We start from the raw sequence: 21,748 nt of genomic DNA, 5'->3' as shown, positions 1-21,748 counted from the left end.
CTCCCTCCCTAGGGTGACCTTTTCGGGGAGGGTCCCTGGGAGGGGCCGTCCAGGGATTGCCACTGACCACCGCAGCGCGCCCGGGGGCACCGTGACGGAACCGCAGATCGACTTCGAGGCGGTCTTCCAGGCCCTGCCCGCGGGGCTCGCCGTGCTGAATCAGCGGCTGGAGTACGTCGCGGTCAACGAGTCCTACACGCAGATGGCCGGCCGCCGCCCCGAGGAACTCGTCGGCCACTACATCTTCGGCCTGTTCCCGGACAATCCGTTCGACCCGGACTCCGAGGGCTCCCGCACCGTGGGCGACTCCTTCCTCCGCGTCCTGGCCACCGGCGTACGCGACACCCTCCCCCTCCAGCGGTTCGACGTCGAGCGCGGCGCCCGTACCGGCGTCTTCGAAGAGCGCTACTGGAGCATCATCAACAGCCCCATGCCCGGCCCGAGCGGCCGCGTGGAGTACGTCATCCACCGCGTCGAGGAGGTCACCGACTACATCCGCACGAGCGGCGTCTCCGGCCAGCGGGGCCGCAGCGCCCAGGAACTCCAGGCCGAGGTCTACATGCGGGCCCGCGAACTCCAGGACATCAACGACGCCCTGCGGTCCGCCCACGCCCGCGAACGCGAGATCGCCCTCACCCTCCAGGACGCCATGCTCCCGGCGCCCCAGCCGGTCGGCCACCGCGCGGCCGTCCGCTACCAGCCCGCCGTCGGGGCCCTCAACGTCTGCGGCGACTGGTACGACCTGGTCGACCTCCCCCGCGACCGCATGGCCGTCGCGGTCGGCGACGTCGTCGGCCACGGCCTCGAAGCCGCCGGCGTCATGGGTCAGCTCCGCAGCGCCCTCAGCGCGGCCTCCCGCGCCACCGCCGGCCCCGGCGAAGCCCTCGAAATCCTCGGCCTCTACTCACGTTCCATCGAGGGCGCCGAAGCGACCACCGCCGTGAGCGTCTTCATCGACTGGCCGGCCCACACCATCAAGTACAGCAGCGCCGGCCACCCCCCGCCCGCCCTCGTCGACCAGGCCGGCCACGTCCGCTTCCTCGACCTCGCCACCGACCCCCCGCTCGGCGCCCGCCCCGACCACGTCCCCCGCCCCCAGGCCACCGCCCGCTTCACCCCCGACAGCGCCCTCGTCCTCTACACCGACGGCCTCATCGAACGCCGCCACGAAGACATCGACCTGGGCCTGGCCCGCCTTTCCTCTTCCCTGACCCGCCACCACTCCCTCGACCCCGAGTCGCTGGCGGACGTCCTCCTCTCCGAACTCCTCCCCCCGACCGGCGCCACGGACGACACGGCCTTGGTCGTCATCCGCCTCTAGCGTTTTCCCGCAGGCCCAGGCGCCCCGACCCCTGTCCCGGAAGAAGCCGAACCCGGAAGATGGCAGGCACCATGGACGAGCCGCACCCCACCGCCAGCCCGAACCCGAGCCCGAGCCCGAGCCCCACCCCGGAAGAAGCCCCCTCCGGCAGCGTCACGGAGTACCTGTTCTTCTTCCTGGGCCTCTTACCGACCCTGATATCCGCCGTCCGCATCTACCTGATAGCCCACGGCGACCGCTCCACCATGCTGGAACTCCTCCGCACGCTCAACGTCACCGCCCTCATGCTCGACACCTTCATCCGCTTCATCGGCGTGATCGGCATGGCGGTCACCGCCTTCCTCTTCCTCCGCCTCCGCCGCCTCCCGCCCACGACCATCCGCCCCGCCTGGCTCCGCCGTATCGTTTCCGCACACCGCCGCACAGCCCTCTGGCTCCTCGCCGGCACCTTCACGATCTTCCTGAGCAGCGCCTACGAGGAAGAGTTCTTCGACGCGGACAACAAACTGAGCTGGACCCCGGACGACCTGCTCCGGATCTACGCGTGGCTGCTCGTGATCTACGTCGTACGCGCACTGGCGATCCTGACCCGCCGCCGTTACCTGGCGTACCGCGCCGAACGCACGGAAGAACCTACGGAACAAGCTCCCGCATCCCCGGCAAGAAACCCCTGGCTCCCCTGGCGCGGCGTCGCCACGTACACCCTGCTCCCGGTCGCCGTCCTGATGACCTGGTCCCTGCTGAAGCACACCGACGACCGGATGTGGCTGCCCTCCCAGGTGATCACGATCGACCACAACCCGGCGGCGTTCACCGACCAGCAGATCCGGCGGGACGCGGACTTCCCGTACCTCAACGGCCGGGACATGGACGGCCACTTCTCGTTCGTGGGCTACGTCCTGGACGACAACGGCACGTCGCAGACGATCCTGTCCTCGAACGGGGTCCTGGTGACGGTCGGCGAGGACGCGATCACGTCGCACGAGGCGTGCCAGTACGAGCCGACGTACGACGTCCGCGCGGACACCCCGTTCGTTGACCGCCTGCTGAACCACGACGACCGCTGGCACCCGGCGCCGACCTGCGAGGACCTGCTGCGGAAGGTCCTGGCCCGCTGACCGGGGGGCTCACCGCGGAAATCCCGGAGAAACCCGGGACTCAGCGGACGACGTAGACCTCGGAACCGATCTTCGTGGCGTTCCAGATCGCCGTGCCCGCGTCGCGATGGGACCGGATGGCGCCGGTCTGGAGATTCGGGTTGGGCGCGGTGACCTTGTCGTTGACGGCGGAGGAGAAGGCGACCCAGGTCTCGGCGGTGTACTCGAAGAAGACGACGTGCTCGACGGCCACCCCGTCCGCACCCGTGCTGGTGGCCTTCTGGCCGGTGACCAGGTGCAGGCCCGGCTGCGCGGGCACGGTGCCGGGCTGTACGGGGTAGGTGGCGACCGGCTTGCCGGCGGCCGGCACGACCCACACCCGCCGCTGGGACAGGGAGTAGACGATCCGCTTGCCCAGGCCCGAGTGCGCGGGGACGGGCGGCGGAGGCGGCGGGGTGTGCGGGCGCGTCGCCGAGGGGCGGGGGGCCCGCGAGGCCTGCGGGGCCTTCGCCGGTGCGCCGCTGGCCTGGTAGGCCAGGACGGAGACGGCCACCATGGCGCCGCCGGTCAGGCCCGCCGTCCACATCCAGGACGGTATGCCCCGCGTGCGTCCCCCTCGTGCCATGGGATGCCCTCTTCCTTCCGGTTCGCCGGACGAGCCGCGAGGCCCGCCCGGTCCCGTACGGTTACCGCCCCTGCCGGAGCCACTGGGCGACCTCGGTCGCCCAGTACGTCAGCGTCATGTCGGCGCCCGCGCGGCGGATCGACGTCAGCGTCTCGGTGATCGCCCGGTCCCGGTCGATCCAGCCATTGGCCGCCGCGGCCTCCACCATCGCGTACTCCCCCGAGATCTGGTAGGCGGCCACCGGCACATCCACCTCGTCGGCGACCTTCCGCAGCACATCAAGATACGGCAAAGCCGGCTTGACCATCACGATGTCCGCGCCCTCGGCGAGGTCCAGCGCCAACTCCCGCATGGCTTCACGGAAGTTCGCCGGGTCCTGCTGGTACGTCTTGCGGTCGCCCTTGAGCGAGGAGTTGACGGCCTCGCGGAACGGGCCGTAGAAGGCGGAGGCGTACTTCGCGGTGTACGCGAGGATCGTCACGTCCTGCTTGCCGATGCCGTCGAGGGCTTGGCGGATCGCCCCGACCTGGCCGTCCATCATGCCGGAGGCGCCCACCATGTGGACGCCGGCGTCGGCCTGGACGCGGGCCATCTCGGCGTACCGCTCCAGGGTGGCGTCGTTGTCGACCCGGCCCTGCTCGTCCAGCACGCCGCAGTGGCCGTGGTCGGTGAACTCGTCCAGGCACAGGTCGGACATCACGACCATCGCGTCGCCGACCTCGGCTATCACGTCCCGGATCGCCACCTGGAGGATGCCCTCGGGGTCGGTGCCCTGGCTGCCGATCGCGTCCTTCACCTCGGGGATCCCGTACAGCATGATCCCGCCGACCCCGGCTTCGGCGGCTTCCGCCGCGGCTTTACGGAGGGTGTCGCGGCTGTGCTGGACCGTGTTCGGCATCGACGCGATGGGGTGCGGCTCGGTGATGCCTTCGCGTACGAACGCGGGGAGGATCAGGTCGGCCGCGTTCAGCCGGGTCTCCGCGACCAGGCGGCGGATCGCGGGGGTCGAGCGGAGGCGCCGGGGGCGGGCGCCGGGGAAGTCGCCGTACTTCGTCATGGCTGCGCCTTCCGTGGTTGGGCTTGGGATTCCACCGTAAGCCCGGGGAAGTGCTGCTCTTTCCGACGTTGCGTCGGTCTTTGCGAGGGTCAGCTATGGGCGGCTTCCAGCTCGGGAGGTGCTGTTGCGTTGCCGGGTGCTGGTGTGTTGTGGCTCGTCGCGCCCACGCGGCGCCAGCCGCACATCAAACGCAGCCCCGCGCCCCTGTAGGTTGCCGTGCTTCCGCCCGGCGCATGGCCCTGCCCGCGCGCCCCTTCGGGGCGCCCCCGTCCTCCGCGCGCCCCTTCGGGGGCGCTCCGCCCCTTCGGGGGCGCTCCTAGACCCTCGTGGTGCGGCGGCGGGCGCCGGGGCGGCGTTCGCTGGGGCGGGTGACGGGGTCGCCGGCGGCTTCGGCGGCGAGGCGGCGGGCGGTGCCGAAGTCGGCGAGGGCTTGGGCGAGGGCGTGGACGGAGGGCTCGGGGGCCATGACGTCGACGCGCAGGCCGTGTTCCTCGGCGGTTTTGGCGGTGGCCGGGCCGATGCAGGCGATCACGGTGACGTTGTGCGGCTTGCCGGCGATGCCGACGAGGTTGCGCACGGTGGAGGAGGAGGTGAAGAGGACCGCGTCGAAGCCGCCGCCCTTGATCGCCTCGCGGGTGTCGGCGGGGGGAGGCGAGGCGCGGACGGTGCGGTAGGCGGTGACGTCGTCGACCTCCCAGCCGAGCTCGACCAGGCCGGCCACCAGGGTCTCGGTGGCGATGTCGGCGCGCGGCAGGAAGACGCGGTCGATGGGGTCGAAGACCGGGTCGTACGGCGGCCAGTCCTCGAGCAGGCCGGCGGCCGACTGCTCGCCGCTGGGCACGAGGTCGGGCTTGACGCCGAAGTCGACCAGGGCGCGGGCGGTCTGCTCGCCGACGGCGGCGACCTTGATGCCGGCGAAGGCGCGGGCGTCCAGGCCGTACTCCTCGAACTTCTCGCGCACCGCCTTGACGGCGTTCACCGAGGTGAAGGCGATCCACTCGTAACGGCCGGTGACCAGGCCCTTGACGGCCCGCTCCATCTGCTGCGGGGTGCGCGGCGGCTCCACGGCGATGGTGGGCACCTCATGCGGCACTGCGCCGTAGGAGCGGAGCTGGTCGGACAGCGAGGCGGCCTGCTCCTTGGTGCGCGGGACCAGCACCCGCCAGCCGAACAGCGGCTTGGTCTCGAACCAGGACAGGTGCTCGCGCTGACCGGCGCGCTCGCCGACCACGGCTATCGCGGCGATCGGGCCCTCCGGGGTGGGCAGCGCCTTGGTGGCCTTCAGTTCGGCGGCGATCGTGGCGAGCGTCGCGGTCCAGGTGCGCTGCCGGGTGGTGGTGCCGGCCACGGTCACCGTCAGCGGCGTCTCGGGCTTGCGGCCGCCCGCGATCAGCTCGGCGCAGGCCGCGGCCACGGTCTGGAGGGTGGTGGACATCACCAGGGTGATGTCGGACGGGCCGATCTCGGTCCAGCAGCGCTCGCCGGCGGTGGCCGCGTCCACGAACCGTACGTCCCCGCTGAGCGGCACGCCGGCGTAGGCGGGCACCCCGAGGGCGGTGGCCACTCCGGGCACCACCTCGAAGGGGATCCCGGCCTGGGCGCAGGCGAGCATCTCCGCGGCGGCGGACGGGTCGAGGCCGGGGTCGCCGGACACCGCTCGCACCACCCGCTTGCCGGACCGCGCGGGGCCCATGACAAGCTTGGTGACGACGGCGGTGAGGTCCACGCCGGGATCCAACACCTCGCCGTCGACGGCGGGTTCGGCCGTGCCCACGTCCGCGCGGGCGTGGCCGCGCACGACGTCCAGCACGTGGCCCTCGCCGACCAGCAGGTCGGCGGCGGCAAGCGCCTCGACGGCGCGCAGCGTCAGCAGCCCGGGATCACCGGGCCCGGCACCGAGGAAGGTGACGTGCCCGGTGATGGGGCCGGCCACAGGTCCGGTCGTGCCGGACGGGCCGGCGGTTGTCGTGGTGTCATCAGCGACGGCGGCGGGGTTCAAGGTGTGCGCTCCCCCATAGGACCGGCCGCACTCATGGTGAACACCGGGGCGGCGAGCGCACAGCGGAAGGCCCGCGCTCTGTCGTCCGGTGCCGGTGCGGAACCGGTGATGGACATCTGTGCCGGCGCGGTGCCGTCGGTTGTGCCGACGGTGCCGAACCGGCCCAGCTCGGAATGCTGCCCGTCGGCCACGCGGCCGGCCGGCGCGCCCGCAGGCGCGATACAGCCGGCCCCGAGGGCGGCGGACAGGAGTGCGGCCGGCTCCTGGTGGGAGGCGGCGCGCTCAACGGCCGCCCCCTCTCCGGAAGCAGCCACGACGCGTGTGCATACGGTGTCGATCGGCTCGCCCGCCCCGGCGAGCCGGCCCCTGCGAACCGACCCGGCCGCGACCGACCCCACCGCGCCGAGCGTGCCGGAAGTAACGTACCCGATCCAAGTGTCAACGTTGCCACGCTGCGGCTTTCCCGAACGTGCAGTACGACACGCCCGGAAGGAGTTTCGACCGGGAGTACGGCACATCTCAAGGACGCGGACGCCAGTCCGCGGCGTGCGGCACCCCTCAGGGGCGCGGACGCCAGTCCGCGGCGAGCCGGAAGGACGGCACCCGGCGGGAGCAAGGTCACCTTCAGGGGCGCGGGGAACTGCGCGACAAGCCACAACGGACCGGCAGTCGGCAACGAACCGCAACGACCCGAGTTGGTTGCCGCCCCGGTCACCGCCCCAGCGGAACACCTCACCCATTACTGCCCCCGTCCCCACGAGGCATCGGCACAGGCACCCCCGGCGGAACCACGGAAGAAGCCCCTTGCACGGGCCCGGGTTCCGCCCGGCTGACCGCAACGACAGCCTGCGGGTCAAGGTCGAACAATTCCCGGAGCGCATCGGCGTACCCGGCTCCCCCGGGCTCCCCGGCAAGCTGCTTCACCCGCACCGTAGGCGCGTGCAAGAGCTTGTCCACGACGCGGCGAACCGTCTGCGCGACCTCGGCCCGCTCCTTGGCGTCAAGACCGGGCACCCGCCCGTCGAGCCGGGCGAGCTCACTCGCCACCACGTCCGCGGCCATCGCGCGCAGCGCGACCACCGTGGGAGTGATGCGGGCCGCCCGCTGGGCGGCACCGAACGCCGTGACCTCCTCGGTGACGATCGCCCGGACCTGGTCCACGTCGGACGCCATGGGCGCGTCCGCGGAGGCCGCGGCCAGGGACTCGATGTCGACCAGGTGGACGCCGTCCAGGGTGTGCGCGGCGGCGTCGACGTCCCGGGGCATGGCCAGGTCCAGGACGGCCAGCGGCGCGCCACCGCGTCCGTGGACCGCGGCCTTGAGCTGGTCGGCGGTCAGGACGAGGCCGGTGGAGCCGGTGCAGGAGACGACGATGTCGGCGGCCGCGAGGGCGGCCGGGACCTCGTCCATGGTGGCGGCCCGGGCCGGCGTGCCCTGCTCGCCGATGAGGTGGGCGAGGCGGCGCGCGCGCTCGACCGTACGGTTGGCGATCGTGACCTCGGCCACGCCGGAGCGGGCGAGGGTGGCGGCGGCCAGGGAGGACATGGAGCCGGCGCCGACCACGAGGGCGCGGCGGCCGGGCAGGGCGTCGGGCGCGAACTGGGCCAGGCCGAAGGTGACCAGGGACTGCCCGGCCCGGTCGATGCCGGTCTCGGAGTGTGCCCGCTTGCCGACCCGCAGTGCCTGCTGGAAGAGGTCGTTGAGCAGCCGGCCGGCGGTGTGCAGTTCCTGGCCGAGGGCGAGCGCGTCCTTGATCTGGCCGAGGATCTGGCCCTCGCCGACCACCATGGAGTCCAGCCCGCAGGCCACCGTGAGCAGGTGGTGCACGGCCCGGTCCTCGTAGTGCACGTACAGGTGCGGGGTCAGCTCCTCCAGCGGCACCTCGCTGTGCCGGGCGAGCAGCGTGGACAGCTCGGCGACCCCGGCGTGGAACTTGTTGACGTCCGCGTACAGCTCGATGCGGTTGCAGGTGGACAGCACGACCGCCTCGGCGGCCGGCTCGGCGGCCAACGCGTCCCGCAGCAGCGGCCCGCGCGCGCCGTCGGCCAGCGCGGCCCGCTCCAGCACGCTCACCGGGGCGCTGCGGTGGCTGAGCCCGACGACCAGGACGCTCATGCCGGCATCACGGCGGGTACGTCCCCGTCGGGTTCCTGACGGTCCTCGTCCCCGGCCTTGCGCTGCTCGTGGAAGGCGAGGATCTGCAGCTCGATGGACAGGTCCACCTTGCGTACGTCGACCCCGTCGGGGACGGACAGCACGGTGGGCGCGAAGTTCAGGATGGAGGTGACGCCGGCCGCGACGAGGCGGTCGGTGACCTCCTGGGCGGCGCCGGCCGGGGTGGCGATGACGCCGATGGACACCTGGCTGTCCGCGACGATCGTCTCCAGCTCGTCGATGTGCCGGACCGGCAGGCCGGCCACCAGCTTGCCGGCCAGCGCGGTGTCCGCGTCGAGCAGGGCGGCCACCCGAAAGCCGCGGGAGGCGAAACCGCCGTAGTTGGCCAGGGCGGCGCCGAGGTTGCCGATACCGACGATGACGACCGGCCAGTCCTGGGTCAGTCCGAGTTCACGGCTGATCTGGTACACGAGGTACTCCACGTCGTAGCCGACGCCTCGTGTGCCGTACGAGCCGAGGTAGGAGAAGTCCTTGCGCAGCTTGGCCGAATTGACTCCGGCGGCGGCGGCGAGCTCCTCCGACGACACGGTGGGCACCGAGCGCTCGGACAGAGCTGTCAGCGCCCGCAGGTACAGCGGAAGCCTGGCGACGGTGGCCTCGGGAATTCCTCGGCTACGGGTCGCCGGTCGGTGTGATCGGCCAGTTGCCACGGTGCTCCTGCGGGTAGAGCTGGGCTGAGGACGACCACGGTCCTTGGGGCCGCCCCGTGGACGCCAGGCTATGTCTTTGTGAACGCGTGCACAAAGATGGTGTCCGATTTGCCCGCGGGAAGTGATGGGCATCACGCCAGCCCATTCCGGACATCGGGCACCGAACGAGGGGCCGAATCGTTGCCCGGCGCGGCCCACGCGGGGCGGGCGGTCCACAGCGCGTCGGCGCCGGAAAGGCCGGAAAGTTCTGCCGGTTCGGGCCAGCGGACCGCGGCCGCGGCGGTCAGCAGCCGGTCCAGACCCGCCGCGCGCGGGGCGTAGTGGGCGAGCAGCGCGGCGGTGGCGCGGGCGTCCTCCAGCGCGGTGTGCGGGCGCCAGCCGGTGACGCCTATCGCGGCGGCGCAGGCCCGCAGGCTCAGTCCGTACGATGTCCCGCCCGGCTCGCCGTACCGCGTGGCCATCCGCATCGTGCACAGCTCGGGGACGACCGGCAGCCGCAGGCCGACCCGGGCGTACTCGGCGACCAGGAAGGACCGGTCGCAGCCGACGTTGTGGCCGACCAGCACCCGGCCGCGCAGCAGTCCCAGCAGCCGCCCGGCGATCCCGCCGAACCGCGGCGCGCCGGCCAGGTGGGCGGGCTCGATGCCGTGGATGTGGGTGGGCCCGACCGGCCCCTGCGGGTCGACGAGCGTGGTGAACTCGCCCTGCGGCTCGAGATCGCGGTCCAGCAGCACCACGGCCAGTTCCACCACCCGGTGCCGGCGCGAGGAGGAGCCGCTCGCCTCCAGGTCCACCACCGCCCAGCCGCCGTCGTACGGGGTCGGCTCAGGGGCCGGGTACGGACGCGGCTGCGGAACTCGGCCGCGGATCGGGACCACCGGGGACACCTGCCACACTCCTCACGCATCGCCCCCGGCATGTACAAAACGCCTTGATGGTAATCGAATACGTGGGAGAGTCGGGTAACACTCTCAAAACACCCATGCGTTCGTGCGCGATTTCACACAGTGCCCCGCCTCGGGTCACCCGCCCGCGAGCGCGCTGCGCAGCCGCTTCTCGTCCACCCGCCAGAAGGTGTGCTGCTCGCCGTCCACGAGCACGACCGGAATCTGTTCCCAGTACCGCTCGTGCAGTTCCGGATCCTGGGTGATGTCCCGCTCCTCCACCACCGCGCCGGTCTCGGCCGCCACCTTGGTCACCACGACGCGGGCGTCGTCGCACAGATGGCAGCCGGGCTTGCCGATGAGCGTCACAGTCGTCATGCGGCAAAGGTACGGCCAAGGTGTCGCATGGAGTTCACGTGCCTGCCCGGTGTGCGCATCAGCCTTGCCCCGCAAGGTGGTTATGCTCGCGTCATGGCCGCACTCAGATGGCTCACCCCCCGTAGGCAGACCACGACCGAGCGGAGCGTGCTGGCCGGCGAGGCCGCGGCGGCCGCAGCGGAGGCCGCTCTGACGACCGGGCCGGCCCCCACGGACCTGTCCGCGCTGACCGGCCTGGCCGACGTGCCCGATCTGGCCCCGCAGGACGCGCCGCCGGCGGAGATCCCGGACGATCTCGCGGCGGGGATCCCCGACGTGCCGGTGGCGTGCGACGTGCGGGCCGCGGCGTTCTTCGACCTGGACAACACGGTGATGCAGGGCGCCGCTCTGTTCCACTTCGGCCGCGGCCTGTACAAGCGGAAGTTCTTCGACAAGCGGGACCTGGTGCGCTTCGCCTGGCAGCAGACGTACTTCCGGCTGGCCGGGCTGGAGGACCCCGCGCACATGCAGGACGCCCGGGACAGCGCACTGTCGATCGTCAAGGGGCACCGCGTCGAGGAACTGATGGCCATCGGCGAGGACATCTACGACGAGTACATGGCCAGCAAGATCTGGCCGGGCACCCGTGCGCTGGCCCAGGCCCACCTGGACGCCGGCCAGCGGGTGTGGCTGGTGACCGCGGCGCCGGTGGAGACCGCGACCATCATCGCCCGGCGGCTGGGCCTGACCGGCGCGCTGGGCACGGTGGCGGAGTCGGTCAACGGCATCTACACCGGCCGGCTGGTCGGCGAGCCGCTGCACGGCCCGGCGAAGGCCGAGGCGGTACGGGCGCTGGCGGTCGCCGAGGACCTGGACCTGTCGCGGTGCGCCGCCTACAGCGACTCGCACAACGACATCCCGATACTGTCCCTGGTCGGCCACCCGTACGCGATCAACCCCGACGCCCGGCTGCGCAGGCACGCCCGCGCCGAGGGGTGGCGCCTTCGTGACTATCGCACCGGCCGCAAGGCGGTCCGGGTCGGCGTGCCCGCCGCGGCGGGCCTGGGCGCGCTGGCCGGCGGCGCGATCGCCGCGGCGGCGATCCACCGCCGGCGCCACCACTGAGCCCCCGCCACTGAGCGGTGCTCCTGCGCACGACCGTCGACCGGCGCGCCGCCGCGCCCTTTACGGGTACGGCGACGCGCGGGTATCCGCACACGTTTACGTCCGGGGCCGCGAACAGATCCCCGCCGGAACAACACGCTCTCTCCGCGACCACTTCACGAACCCAAGTGGTCAACTATGGCCACCTGTTCGATAATTGGTCGATCGCCAATCCGTACAGGAAGCGGCGGAAACGGCGATTTGAGCAACTCGGTGTAGCGTCGCCTGTACGAAGCGTTATTCTCCTCAGACGCACTCCGGTACCCACACGTCGCCACGACGGGTGAACGGTCCCGTACTGCACGTGATGGAAGTTCTGCCTCTGGGAGTCCCGTGTACCCACTCGACGGGGTTGACACCTCCGGCCTGGCGGCGCTGCGCGCACTGGTCCTCGACCAGATCCGGCGCACGGTCCCGGCGCCCGCCACGCCAGTCCTCGCCACGTCCGGTTCCTCCGGCCCCACCGCCTCCGGGCCGGCCTACGCGCTGGCCGAAATCAGCAGCACCGCAGGCAGACGCACCCGCAACAGCCCCCACCACGCCCAGAGCGCTGCCCGCTCCGGGGCGCACTCCGCGCATTCCGCGCAGCAGACGCACACCGCCGCGCCGGGCGCGCACGCCCGGCGCCCGGCCGCCGACACCGACAGCGGCCGGATGATGGACCTGGTCGAACGGGCGCAGGACGGCGAGACCGAGGCGTTCGGCCGGCTCTACGACCACTACAGCGACACCGTCTACCGGTACATCTACTACCGGGTCGGGGCCAAGGCGACCGCCGAGGACCTGACCAGCGAGACGTTCCTGCGCGCCCTGCGCCGGATCGGCACCTTCACCTGGCAGGGGCGCGACTTCGGCGCCTGGCTGGTCACGATCGCGCGCAATCTGGTCGCCGACCACTTCAAGTCGAGCCGTTTCCGCCTCGAAGTGACCACCGGCGAAATGCTCGACGCCAACGAGGTCGAGCCCAGCCCCGAGGACTCGGTGCTGGAGTCGCTGTCCAACGAGGCCCTGCTGACCGCGGTGCGCAAGCTCAACCCGCAGCAGCAGGAGTGCGTCACCCTGCGCTTCCTGCAGGGGCTCTCGGTGGCCGAGACCGCCCGCGTGATGGGCAAGAACGAAGGGGCGATCAAAACGTTGCAGTACCGTGCCGTACGCACACTGGCCCGGCTGCTGCCGGAGGACGCGCGGTGAGCCGCAGCTGACGGCGCCGTACCGGTAACGGTCCGGCGACGACCGGCGACCGCCGGCAACCGTCCGGGGAAGGCTCCTCCGGCCCGCGTAACCCAACGCGCCGGGCACTCGTTGCATCGGATGCAGGCACTTCGTGCCGGCTCCCGCAAGGGTTGTTCACCGCTTCTCCCGCCTTTTCACCCGATCGGGTGGAGGAGCGGCAGGCGTACAACCATCCTGGCGGCACCGGCAGTCGAGTGTGGAAGACGAGAGGAGGTGCCGCCCGTGATCGGACCGGCAATGGCACACCGCCGGGCGAACGCCTTCGCCCAGGCCCTGGAGGACGCCGCAGTCCCCGGGGAGACCACTGGCGAGCACAGTGCCGGCGGCACCCACCCCACCGCCGCCGCACCCACAGCCGGCGCGCCCACCGGCGCGCACGGCGCCCATGCCGCGGACCGGCACGCCGATCCCGGCCAGCCGGCGATGCTCGCGCTGGCCGCGGCCCTCAGCAACCGGCCGCGGCCGGTGATGGACGCGGAGAAGAAGACCGTCCAGCGCGCCCAGCTCATCGCCGCGATGGAACAGGCCCTTGCCGACGGCAGCTTCGAGACCGCCCGGCGCCTCCCGCAGCAGCGCACCGAGGGCGGCGGCAGCCACCGGTCGCGGGCCGGCCGCCTGCGCGGCCTCGGCCCGCGCTCGAAGCTGTCCCGGCGCCTCGCGGTCGGCTCGCTGACCGTCGGCGTGGCGGCCGGGGCGTTCGGCGGGGTGGCGGCGGCGAGCAGCGACGCGCTGCCCGGCGACACGCTGTACGGCCTCAAGCGCGGCATGGAGGACCTGAAGCTGGACCTGGCCACCGGCGACGCCTCGCGCGGCAAGGTCTACCTCGACATGGCGGCCACCCGGATGCAGGAGGCCCGCCGGCTGATGGACCGGGGCCGCGGCGGCCCGCTGGACCAGGAATCGGTCGGCGAGGTGCGCAAGGCCCTGTCCGGGATGCACCAGGAGGCCTCCGAGGGCCACCGGCTGCTCAGCCATGCCTACCAGGAGGACGGCTCGCTCCAGCCGATGGAGCTGCTCAACTCCTTCGCCCAGCAGCACGGGGAGAGCTGGCGCGAGCTGCGCGGCAAACTGCCCAGCCAGCTCACCGACGTCTCCGACCAGGTGACCTCGGTCTTCGACGCCATAGACCACGAGGTGGCCCCGCTGGAGCCGCTGCTGCCCAAGCCGAAGGACAGCGGCACCCCCGGCTCCCGCGGCGGCGGTTCCGGCCCCACCGGCTCCGGGCAGGGCGGAGGCGGCGGCACCGGCACGACACCCACCGACGCGACCCCCTCGGCGCCGGCGAGCGACCAGAGCGGCCAGGGCGGCACGCAGAGCCCCAGCCCGTCGCCGTCAGCCCCTTCCGCCCCCGGCCTGATCGGCGGCTCGGGCGACCTGCTGGACCCGCCGTCGGTGTCCGTGCCGCCGGTGCCGGGCGTCACGCCCACCGCGACGCCCTCCGCATCGCCCACCCATCACTCGGTGATACTGCCGCCTCTGCTGCCCGGTCTGCTGCCGGGCCTCGGCCTGGACGACGACCCGACCGGCACCGCCGGTCAGTGATCCGGACCGCTCCCGACGCGGGGCGGCCGGTCTCCCCTCAGGAGGGGACCGGCCGCCCCGCTCGGCCGTCCGCGTACGAGGCGCGCGTACGCGGCGCCGGTCACCGGAACAGCGGTCACAGCCCCGATCAGAAGAACACCGACCGCCGCTGCACCAGCAGTTCGTACAGCGTGTGCTGGATCGTCTCCCGCACCTGATCCGTCAGGTTGAACACCAGCATCGGATCGTCGGCGGCCTCCAGCGGATAGCCGTCGGTCGGGATGGGCGTGCCGAACTGGATGGTCCACTTGGTGGGCAGCGGGACCGTGCCGAGCGGGCCCAGCCACGGGAAGGTCGGCGTCAGCGGGAAATAGGGCATGCCCAGCAGCCGGGCCATGGTGCGGGAGTTGCCGAGCATCGGGTAGATCTCCTCGGCGCCCACAATGGAGCACGGCACGATCGGCTTGCGGGTCTTCAGCGCGGTCGCCACGAACCCGCCCCGCCCGAACCGCTGGAGCTTGTACCGCTCCGAGAACGGCTTGCCCAGGCCCTTGAAGCCCTCCGGCATCACCCCGACCACCTCGCCGCGCTCCAGCAGGAGCTGCGCGTCCTCGGTGCACGCCAGGGTGTGACCGCCCTTGCGGGCCAGCTCGTTGAAGCCCGGCAGCGCGAACACCAGGTCGGCGGCGAGCAGCCGCAGATGCCGCCCGGCCGGGTGGTGGTCGCGTACCGCGATCTGCGCCATCACCCCGTCCCACGGCAGTGTGCCCGAGTGGTTGCACACCACCAGGGCGCCGCCCTCGGCGGGGATGTTCTCGACGCCGCGCACCTCGACCCGGAAGTACTTCTCGAACAGCGGCCGGAACAGCGGCATCAGGACCTGTTCGGTCAGCTCCTCGTCGTAGCCGAACTCGTCGACCTCGTAGTCCCCGGTCACCCGGCGGCGCAGGAACTCCAGCCCGGAGGCGACCTTGCGCTCCCAGGGCCCGCCCAGCATTTTGTCGGCCAGGCCGGTGAGGACCCCGCCCAGCGACGGCAGCGGCGGTTCGGCCGGCACCGCGGACTCACCGCCCTCGTCGTCGGCCGCCGCGTCCGGGCCGGCGCCCGCGGACTCGCGCGGACCCTGCGCACCGCGCCCGCCGGCCGCCGCCTGCGCCGGGATCTCCGCCACCTCGGGCACCCCCGTGAGCGGCTCGGTCCCGCCGTCCCCCGCGTCGCCCGTACCGGAGCCGGCCCCCGACCCCGCGCCCGCGTCCGTACCGGTGTCGGCGCCCTTGCCGGCCGCCCCCCGCGCACCCTGCCGGGACCGTCCGCGGCCGCCCCGCCGGGTCCGGGAGTCCTCGTCGAACGGAATCACCTTGGCGTCCGTCATGACTCCTGCTCCTTCCGCTGTCGGATGCTGTCGGGCGGTCGCCGGGCCGCCGCGGCCGTGACCGTGGCCCCTGTCGTAGGGCATGTCGTGCGGCGGTCAGCGGTCATACGGCGTCGGCACCGGCGCCGGTCCGGGGGCCGGCGCCGCGCGGGGCGGGCAGCGCCGCCGCGAGCCGGTCGACGGCCGCGGCCAGCCGGTCCGGGGGCAGCAGCCCCGGCCCGTGACCGCGCGCGAAGTCGGCGAAGGTCTCGGCCGTCGTCCAGGCCGGGGTGAAACCGAGGGTCTCCCGCATCTGCCGGGTGTCCACCACCCTGCCGTGGGTCAGCAGCCGGATCTGCTCCCGGGAGAAGTCCGTGACACCGGCCGTGCGCAGCAGCTGTCCCACCCAGGTGACAGCCGGCAACAGCACCGGCACGGTCGGCTTGCCCAGCCGCCGCGCGGTCTGCGACAGCAGCAGCACCCCGTCACCGGCAATGTTGAAGGTGCCGCTGTTCAGCGTGCCGCGACGCGGCTCCCCCGCGGCCACCAGCAGCACCGCGTTGACGTCGTCCTCGTGCACGAACTGCAGCCTGGGGTCGTAGCCGAGGACCGTCGGCAGCACCGGCAACGAGAAGTACTCCGCGAGCGGCGTGTCGGCCGTGGGCCCGAGGATGTTGGCGAACCGCAGCACCGCCACCGCCACGTCCGGCCGGCGGCGCGCGAAGCCCCGTACGTACCCCTCGACCTCGACCGCGTCCTTGGCGAAGCCGCCGCTGGGCAGCGACTTGACCGGCGTGGTCTCGGTGAACACCGCCGGGTCGCGCGGCGCGGAACCGTACACGCTCGTAGTGGACTTCACCACCAGCCGCCGTACGGTCGGGGCCTTCTGACAGGCACCCAGCAGCTGCATGGTGCCGATGACGTTGGTCTCCTTGGCCTGGGTGCGCCCGCCCGAGCCCAGCGAGGTGCCGCTGACGTCCAGGTGCACCACGGTGTCCACCGAGTGCTGGGCCAGCACCTTGCCGATGGCCGGCTGCCGGATGTCGGTACGGACGAACTCCGCGTCCCCCAGGTCGTGCTCCGGCACCAGAGCGTCGACCGCGACCACCCGCTCCACCCCGGGCTCGCGCTGCACCTGCCGGACGAACCGGCCGCCGAGCCGCCGCGCGGCCCCGGTGACGAGCACCACCTTGCCCACGTATCGCGCCTTCCTCAGCGGTCCCGGCCGGACCCCCGGCGCAGGACCATGACGGGGGGATGCAGTTCACCGTACCGCCCGGCCGTTGCGGGACGGTGACGCCCCGCCCAATGCCGGTCACCGGGCCCGGACAACACCACTGCCCCCCTTCCGGGCCCGGAGGCCCTGGAAGAGGGGCAGGAGGAGCGGCGGTATGGCCCGCTTACTTCTTGTTGCGGCGCTGCACTCGCGTCCGCTTCAGCAGCTTGCGGTGCTTCTTCTTGGCCATACGCTTGCGCCGCTTCTTGATGACAGAGCCCACGACTACCCTCGCTTCGGTTTCACTCGGTGCGGGGCGTCCGAGCCCACACGACCTACGTCGGCCAAGCCTACCCGCCCGGAGAGGCTCGCAGGAACCGAGGCCCGCCCTCGTAGGTCACCGGTCCGTTACCGGACCGTCCCGGCCCGCTCAGGCAGATTCCACCCCCACGTAGGACTCGCGCAGGTACTCGTGGACGGCCTGCTCGGGAACCCGGAAGGACCGACCGACCCGGATCGCCGGCAGATGACCGCTGTGCACCAGTCGGTACACGGTCATCTTGGAGACCCGCATCACCGCCGCGACTTCGGCGACGGTGAGGAACACGACCTCGTTCAGAGGCCGACTCTCAGCAACAGACATGACACACCTGAACCTTCCGCACATGACGCCACCGGCTTCCCCTCCGGCAGCTCAACAGGCATGTGCGCTCCCACACAGACTAGAGGCGCGTGATGCAAGTGGGGAAGAGGAGTTGCCAATGGTTGATTACTGTGCCAGCCACGCGCGACGGAGTACGTAGCGCGACAGTGGCAGGTAGTGATCGGGCCGACCGGTGTCGTCCAGCGGTACTGCAACCGAGACCATGCCTTCTGCCTCACCGACGAACACCGCCGGATCGTCCGACGCACCCGGGCCGATTGCTTCAATCCCCAACTGACCTGCTCCGCAGATGAATCCGTGATCGCCGACGACGAGCGCGGGCAGGATTCCGTTCTCCCGCGCGGCGGCCGCCAGCGCAGCCCTGACCGGCAACGGGGAGTGCGTACGGGCCGGCGCACCCCCCTCCGCCTGGCACAACACCGCGACCCCGCCCACATACCCGAGGCGATACCGGCGTACGCCGAACGGCGTCGGCACGTCGATGCGCCTGCCGTAGGCGGGGGTCAGGACAACACAGCCGGCCGCCGACAGCGCGGCGGCCAAAGTTGCGTAGAAACCGTGGAGGCGTTGTGGATGCCCCGTGCCCAAGAGGACCGGGAGACGGTTCCGGGCCGCCCGGCGCAACCGCTCGGCGAAGGCGTCAAGGGCGGCCACCGTGCAATCCGGGTCGATCGTGTCCGCACCCTCCGTAATGGCCGGGTCCGGCGAGACACCACATTTTTCGGCCATCAGCCGCAGCAATTCCCCGGTCGTCCACGCGCCTTCGGGGTCCAGGCCGAGCGTCGCCCTCGGGTCGCGCGCCGCGAAGCACCGATAGCTGCGCAGCGCCTTCTCCCGCGGCGTGGCCACCTGCCCCGCGAGCCCCGCCGCCACCAGATGCGCCCGCAGGGCGCCCGCACTGACCACGCAGCAGATCCTGGCGGTCGGACCGGACGAGTGCGGGCGAATTCACTGGAATCACCCCTGCCGGGTGACGCCCCGGCTGAAGTGCGGCCCCTCCCCCGCCGGCGGTGACGCACCCGCGGCGCGCCCGGCGGTCGCCGGCGAAAGAGGTCACGGCAGCAGGCCGTGCAGCGGGAAGACGGCGCGGCGGGTCGCAAGGATCGCCTGGTCGAGGCGGCTGGCGGGGTCGTAGCCGGAGTCCTCGAAGGCCGGCCAGGAGGGGGTGCGGCCGTCGGTCATCCGCAGGGGCGCGGTCGCGCGGGTGCGGGCGAAGACCTGGTCACGCCACTGCGCGGGCACCTCGGTGGCCGGGTCGATCGGCGCCCCGGCGGCGATGGCCACCAGGTGGGTCCAGGTGCGGGGCACCACATCCGTGACCGCGTACCCGCCGCCGCCCAGCGCCACCCAGCGTCCCTCCGCGTGCTCGTGGGCAAGGGTGTGGCACGCCTCGGCCACCACCCGCTGCGCGTCCACGGACACCGCCAGGTGCGCCAGCGGATCCTCGAAGTGGGTGTCCGCGCCGTGCTGGGAGACCAGCACCTGCGGCCGGAAGGCCGCCAGCAGCTCCGGGACCACCGCGTGGAAGGCCCGCAGCCAGCCCGCGTCCCCGGTGCCGGCAGGCAGCGCCACGTTGACGGCGCCGCCCTCGGCCGCCGGCCCGCCGGTCTCCTCCGGCCAGCCCGTCTGCGGGAACAGCGTCAGCGGATTCTCGTGCAGCGAGACGGTCAGCACCCGCGGGTCGTCCCAGAACACCGTCTGCACGCCGTCCCCGTGGTGCACGTCCACGTCCACGTACGCCACCCGCTCGGCGCCCAGTTCCAGCAGCCGGGCGACCGCCAGCGCCGCGTCGTTGTACACGCAGAACCCGGAGGCCGAGCCCGGCATCGCGTGGTGCAGGCCGCCCGCGAAGTTCACCGCGTGCAGCGCCTCGCCCTCCCACACGGCCTCCGCCGCCCCCACCGACTGCCCGGCGATCAGCGCCGACGCCTCGTGCATCGCGGGAAACGCCGGATTGTCCTCGCTGCCCAGCCCGTACGACAGGTCCGCCGCGCGCGGATCGGCCGCCGCGCGCCGCACCGCGGCCAGGTAGTCCGCCCGGTGCACCAGCGCCAGCGTCGACTCCCCGGCGGGCGGCGCCGCCACCACCGTCAGCGCCGCGTCCAGCCCGAACGCCCGGACCAGATCCCTGGTGAGCAGCAGCCGCACCGGGTCCATCGGGTGCCCGGGACCGAAGTCGTACCGCGCTACCTGCTCATCCCACATCAACCGCGCGTGGCCGCTCATGGCCGACACCGTACCCGGCGGGCCCGGGCGCGAAGGAGTGGGCGTAGAGCAGTGTCAGCCCCACCAGCACCATCGGCACCACCATCGCCCCGCGGTAGCTCCACGCGTCCCCCAGCGCCCCCACCAGCGGCGAACCCACCAGGAAGCCCACGTAGTTGAAGACGTTCAACCGCGCGATCGCGGTGTCCGACGCGCCCGGGAACATCCGCCCGGCCCCCGCGAAGGTCTGCGGCACGATCACGCACAGCCCGAGCCCCAGCAGGGTGAATCCCAGCATCCCCACCCACGCCCCCGGCGCCACCGCCACCACCGCGAAGCCCGCCACCGCGACCACCGTCCCGGCCCGTACCACCGCCACCGCCCCGAACCGCCGAACCCCCACGTCGCCCGTGGAGCGCCCCAGGAGTGTCGTGACCATGTAGACCGCGTACGGGACCGTGGAGAGCTGCTCAGAGCTGTGCAGCGTGTCCTGGAGGTACTTCGCACTCCAGTTGGACACCGTGGAATCGCCTATGTAGGCGAAGGCCATGACGAGGCAGAGCGGGAGCAGCATGCGCATGATGACCGGCTGGGCCGGATCGGGGTCTTCGGTGGGGATCGTGGGGTGAGGATCGCCGATTGCCGCCTCGGGATACGCGGGTACGTGCCCGGCGACCTGCGGTACGTTCCCGGGCGCACGGTCGCGGTACCAGCGGCTGGCGGCCAGCGTCAGCGGGATGAGTACGGCCACCGCCGGCCCGTAGAGGACGAGCAGCGACCAGTGCCAGTGGGCGTCGGACCAGGCCAGCGACGCCCCGACGATGCCGCCCAGGCTGTAGGCCGCGTGGAAGCCCAGCATGATGCTCGTGCCGTACGCCCGCTGGAGGCTGACGCCGAGCATGTTCATCGACGCGTCCAGCGCGCCCACGCACACCCCGAACAGCGCCATCGTGAGCGCGGCCGTCCACAGCCGGTCGCCGGCGCCGAGCCCGACCAGCACCAGGCCGACCACCGGCTGCACCCAGCGCAGCACCACGCTCGGCCGGACCCGCTTGACCACCTGCTCGGTGGCCACGCTCCCGGCCCCCGCCAGCACCGGCACCGCGGCGAGGAACACCGGCAGCAGCCCGTCCCCGATCCCGTACCGGTCCTGGATCGCCGGGATACGGGTGACGAGCATGGCGAAGACCGCGCCCTGCGCGAAGAAGCTGACCGCGAGCGCGGCACGGCCCTGCCGCACCGCCGCCGGGACCCCGGCCACCGGGCGAGCGTCGTCGTCCATGAGCGTGCAGCGTAAGCCGCAAAGCTACGGATGAGTAGGTGCGCGACAGCAGGAGAAGCGGTGAAGGTGGTGGGCGGCTCCGCTCGGCTACGGCCTCAGCCGAGAAGCAGGGCCGGCAGTTCCGCCATGGTGCCGAAGAGCGCGGTGGCGTCGGCCAGCTTCTCGGGGGGAGTCATCGCGGTGAATCCGTAGACATCCATGCCGGCCGCGCGGGCCGCCTGGACGCCGAGCGGGCTGTCCTCCACCACCGCGCACCGCTCCGGGGGCACGCCCATTGTGCGGGCCGCGTGCAGGAACAGGTCGGGCGCCGGCTTGCCGCGGCCCACGTCCTGGGCGGAGAAGATGTGTTCCTCCCCGAACCGGTCGTACAGCCCGGTCGTACGCAGCGCGACCCTGATCCGCTCGTGGGTGCCGGACGACGCGAGGCAGTACGCGGCGCCCTCGGCCGCGAGCTTGTCGAGGACCACGGCCACGCCGGCAACGGCCGCCAACTCCTTGGCGAAGGCGGCGAACACCCGGGCGTGCAGCTCGTCGTCGAAGCCGTCGGGCAGCGCCTGCCCGGACCGCTCCCGCACCATCTCGTGCACCCGGTGCACAGCGGCACCCATGTAGTCCCGCACCGAGTCCTCGAAGGTGGTGGGGTGGCCCAGTTCCGTCAGGTAGTCGGCCAGGATCCGGTTGGAGATCGGCTCGCTGTCGACGAGGACGCCGTCGTTGTCGAAGATGACCAGTTCGTACCGCACAGGGGTACGGTACACAGGCTCCGTGAACGCGAAAAAGCCTCGGCCTCCAGGACGAAGTCCAGGAGACCGAGGCTTTCTCAATAATTGTTCGGCGGCGTCCTACTCTCCCACAGGGTCCCCCCTGCAGTACCATCGGCGCTAAAAGGCTTAGCTTCCGGGTTCGGAATGTAACCGGGCGTTTCCCTCTCGCTATGACCACCGAAA

At 72.3% G+C, this 21,748-nt stretch carries 21 protein-coding genes and 1 rRNA gene; 5 read left to right on the top strand and 17 right to left on the bottom strand.

Annotation, left to right across the window (positions count from 1 at the left end):
- The first annotated feature begins 91 nt into the window (after nucleotides 1-91).
- Nucleotides 92-1,321 (top strand): PP2C family protein-serine/threonine phosphatase, encoded by a 1,230-nt coding sequence (locus ITX44_RS39620; protein WP_205364781.1) that lies wholly within the window; start codon nucleotides 92-94, stop codon nucleotides 1,319-1,321.
- A 59-nt stretch (nucleotides 1,322-1,380) separates the two neighbouring features.
- Complete coding sequence (locus ITX44_RS39615; RefSeq protein ID WP_205364773.1) at nucleotides 1,381-2,439, top strand: hypothetical protein; 1,059 nt, start codon at nucleotides 1,381-1,383, stop codon at nucleotides 2,437-2,439.
- 40 nt (nucleotides 2,440-2,479) lie between these two features.
- Here the strand turns inward: ITX44_RS39615 and ITX44_RS39610 are convergent, their stop codons facing one another.
- The 8 genes from ITX44_RS39610 to ITX44_RS39575 form a co-directional block, all read right to left on the bottom strand.
- Nucleotides 2,480-3,043 (bottom strand): hypothetical protein, encoded by a 564-nt coding sequence (locus ITX44_RS39610; protein ID WP_205364771.1) that lies wholly within the window; start codon nucleotides 3,041-3,043, stop codon nucleotides 2,480-2,482.
- A gap of 61 nt (nucleotides 3,044-3,104) precedes the next feature.
- Nucleotides 3,105-4,100: a porphobilinogen synthase gene (gene hemB / locus ITX44_RS39605; protein WP_205364769.1), complete on the bottom strand. Its 996-nt coding sequence runs from the start codon at nucleotides 4,098-4,100 to the stop codon at nucleotides 3,105-3,107.
- 316 nt (nucleotides 4,101-4,416) lie between these two features.
- Nucleotides 4,417-6,099 carry a bifunctional uroporphyrinogen-III C-methyltransferase/uroporphyrinogen-III synthase gene (locus tag ITX44_RS39600; protein ID WP_205364766.1) on the bottom strand — a complete coding sequence of 561 codons (1,683 nt, stop codon included), beginning with the start codon at nucleotides 6,097-6,099 and terminating at the stop codon, nucleotides 4,417-4,419.
- Nucleotides 6,096-6,413, bottom strand: coding sequence for a hypothetical protein (locus ITX44_RS39595; protein ID WP_205364764.1), 318 nt, complete (start codon nucleotides 6,411-6,413; stop codon nucleotides 6,096-6,098). The genes ITX44_RS39600 and ITX44_RS39595 overlap by 4 nt, the downstream gene beginning before the upstream one ends.
- 418 nt (nucleotides 6,414-6,831) lie before the next feature.
- On the bottom strand, nucleotides 6,832-8,214 hold the full coding sequence (locus ITX44_RS39590; RefSeq protein ID WP_205364762.1) for a glutamyl-tRNA reductase: 1,383 nt from the start codon (nucleotides 8,212-8,214) through the stop codon (nucleotides 6,832-6,834).
- Nucleotides 8,211-8,924 carry a redox-sensing transcriptional repressor Rex gene (locus ITX44_RS39585; protein ID WP_205364760.1) on the bottom strand — a complete coding sequence of 238 codons (714 nt, stop codon included), beginning with the start codon at nucleotides 8,922-8,924 and terminating at the stop codon, nucleotides 8,211-8,213. The genes ITX44_RS39590 and ITX44_RS39585 overlap by 4 nt, the downstream gene beginning before the upstream one ends.
- Before the next feature lie 131 nt (nucleotides 8,925-9,055).
- On the bottom strand, nucleotides 9,056-9,811 hold the full coding sequence (locus ITX44_RS39580; protein WP_307795703.1) for an exonuclease domain-containing protein: 756 nt from the start codon (nucleotides 9,809-9,811) through the stop codon (nucleotides 9,056-9,058).
- A 135-nt stretch (nucleotides 9,812-9,946) separates the two neighbouring features.
- Nucleotides 9,947-10,186 carry a glutaredoxin family protein gene (locus ITX44_RS39575; protein ID WP_205364758.1) on the bottom strand — a complete coding sequence of 80 codons (240 nt, stop codon included), beginning with the start codon at nucleotides 10,184-10,186 and terminating at the stop codon, nucleotides 9,947-9,949.
- Between the two features lie 93 nt (nucleotides 10,187-10,279).
- Here ITX44_RS39575 and ITX44_RS39570 point away from each other — a divergent pair, with 93 nt between their 5' ends.
- The 3 genes from ITX44_RS39570 (at nucleotide 10,280) to ITX44_RS39560 (ending at nucleotide 14,104) form a co-directional block, all read left to right on the top strand.
- Entirely contained in the window at nucleotides 10,280-11,290 is a 1,011-nt protein-coding gene (locus ITX44_RS39570) for an HAD family hydrolase (RefSeq protein WP_205364756.1), read from the top strand.
- 372 nt (nucleotides 11,291-11,662) lie between these two features.
- On the top strand, nucleotides 11,663-12,520 hold the full coding sequence (locus tag ITX44_RS39565) for an ECF subfamily RNA polymerase sigma factor, BldN family (protein ID WP_205364754.1): 858 nt from the start codon (nucleotides 11,663-11,665) through the stop codon (nucleotides 12,518-12,520).
- 264 nt (nucleotides 12,521-12,784) lie between these two features.
- On the top strand, nucleotides 12,785-14,104 hold the full coding sequence (locus ITX44_RS39560; protein WP_307795702.1) for a DUF5667 domain-containing protein: 1,320 nt from the start codon (nucleotides 12,785-12,787) through the stop codon (nucleotides 14,102-14,104).
- A gap of 127 nt (nucleotides 14,105-14,231) precedes the next feature.
- Here the strand turns inward: ITX44_RS39560 and ITX44_RS39555 are convergent, their stop codons facing one another.
- The 9 genes from ITX44_RS39555 to rrf form a co-directional block, all read right to left on the bottom strand.
- Complete coding sequence (locus ITX44_RS39555) at nucleotides 14,232-15,455, bottom strand: lysophospholipid acyltransferase family protein (RefSeq protein ID WP_205364752.1); 1,224 nt, start codon at nucleotides 15,453-15,455, stop codon at nucleotides 14,232-14,234.
- 103 nt (nucleotides 15,456-15,558) lie between these two features.
- The gene (locus ITX44_RS39550) at nucleotides 15,559-16,632 is read right to left on the bottom strand and encodes an NAD-dependent epimerase/dehydratase family protein (RefSeq protein WP_205364750.1); all 1,074 of its coding nucleotides are present in this window, start codon (nucleotides 16,630-16,632) and stop codon (nucleotides 15,559-15,561) included.
- 202 nt (nucleotides 16,633-16,834) lie between these two features.
- Entirely contained in the window at nucleotides 16,835-16,933 is a 99-nt protein-coding gene (locus tag ITX44_RS39545; protein ID WP_003948845.1) for a 30S ribosomal protein bS22, read from the bottom strand.
- A 147-nt stretch (nucleotides 16,934-17,080) separates the two neighbouring features.
- On the bottom strand, nucleotides 17,081-17,293 hold the full coding sequence (locus ITX44_RS39540; RefSeq protein ID WP_205364748.1) for a helix-turn-helix domain-containing protein: 213 nt from the start codon (nucleotides 17,291-17,293) through the stop codon (nucleotides 17,081-17,083).
- 126 nt (nucleotides 17,294-17,419) lie between these two features.
- Complete coding sequence (locus ITX44_RS39535) at nucleotides 17,420-18,220, bottom strand: phosphatase (protein ID WP_205364746.1); 801 nt, start codon at nucleotides 18,218-18,220, stop codon at nucleotides 17,420-17,422.
- Between the two features lie 147 nt (nucleotides 18,221-18,367).
- Nucleotides 18,368-19,540 carry an acetoin utilization protein AcuC gene (locus ITX44_RS39530; RefSeq protein ID WP_205364744.1) on the bottom strand — a complete coding sequence of 391 codons (1,173 nt, stop codon included), beginning with the start codon at nucleotides 19,538-19,540 and terminating at the stop codon, nucleotides 18,368-18,370.
- A complete protein-coding gene (locus ITX44_RS39525) occupies nucleotides 19,509-20,801 on the bottom strand; it encodes an MFS transporter (RefSeq protein ID WP_205364742.1) in 1,293 nt (430 codons plus the stop codon). The genes ITX44_RS39530 and ITX44_RS39525 overlap by 32 nt, the downstream gene beginning before the upstream one ends.
- Before the next feature lie 95 nt (nucleotides 20,802-20,896).
- Complete coding sequence (locus ITX44_RS39520; protein ID WP_205364740.1) at nucleotides 20,897-21,544, bottom strand: HAD family hydrolase; 648 nt, start codon at nucleotides 21,542-21,544, stop codon at nucleotides 20,897-20,899.
- An 86-nt stretch (nucleotides 21,545-21,630) separates the two neighbouring features.
- Nucleotides 21,631-21,747, bottom strand: a 5S ribosomal RNA gene (rrf, locus tag ITX44_RS39515).
- Nucleotide 21,748 lies beyond the last annotated feature (1 nt).

Origin of the sequence: Actinacidiphila acididurans (assembly GCF_016918855.1) — a bacterium.
Taxonomy (GTDB): domain Bacteria; phylum Actinomycetota; class Actinomycetes; order Streptomycetales; family Streptomycetaceae; genus Actinacidiphila; species Actinacidiphila acididurans.
Note: the sequence above shows the minus strand (reverse complement) of the source record. Positions and strands in the feature narration are given on the sequence as shown.

What these genes read in the sequence shown, in the direction of transcription:
- ITX44_RS39615 (WP_205364773.1), top strand. Translation starts at nt 1,381, where the DNA reads ATGGCAGGCACCATGGACGAGCCGCACCCCACCGCCAGCCCGAACCCG.
- ITX44_RS39540 (WP_205364748.1), bottom strand. Translation starts at nt 17,293, where the DNA reads ATGTCTGTTGCTGAGAGTCGGCCTCTGAACGAGGTCGTGTTCCTCACC.
- ITX44_RS39525 (WP_205364742.1), bottom strand. Translation starts at nt 20,801, where the DNA reads ATGGACGACGACGCTCGCCCGGTGGCCGGGGTCCCGGCGGCGGTGCGG.
- ITX44_RS39590 (WP_205364762.1), bottom strand. Translation starts at nt 8,214, where the DNA reads ATGAGCGTCCTGGTCGTCGGGCTCAGCCACCGCAGCGCCCCGGTGAGC.
- ITX44_RS39610 (WP_205364771.1), bottom strand. Translation starts at nt 3,043, where the DNA reads ATGGCACGAGGGGGACGCACGCGGGGCATACCGTCCTGGATGTGGACG.
- ITX44_RS39530 (WP_205364744.1), bottom strand. Translation starts at nt 19,540, where the DNA reads ATGAGCGGCCACGCGCGGTTGATGTGGGATGAGCAGGTAGCGCGGTAC.
- ITX44_RS39555 (WP_205364752.1), bottom strand. Translation starts at nt 15,455, where the DNA reads ATGACGGACGCCAAGGTGATTCCGTTCGACGAGGACTCCCGGACCCGG.
- hemB (WP_205364769.1), bottom strand. Translation starts at nt 4,100, where the DNA reads ATGACGAAGTACGGCGACTTCCCCGGCGCCCGCCCCCGGCGCCTCCGC.
- ITX44_RS39575 (WP_205364758.1), bottom strand. Translation starts at nt 10,186, where the DNA reads ATGACGACTGTGACGCTCATCGGCAAGCCCGGCTGCCATCTGTGCGAC.
- ITX44_RS39570 (WP_205364756.1), top strand. Translation starts at nt 10,280, where the DNA reads ATGGCCGCACTCAGATGGCTCACCCCCCGTAGGCAGACCACGACCGAG.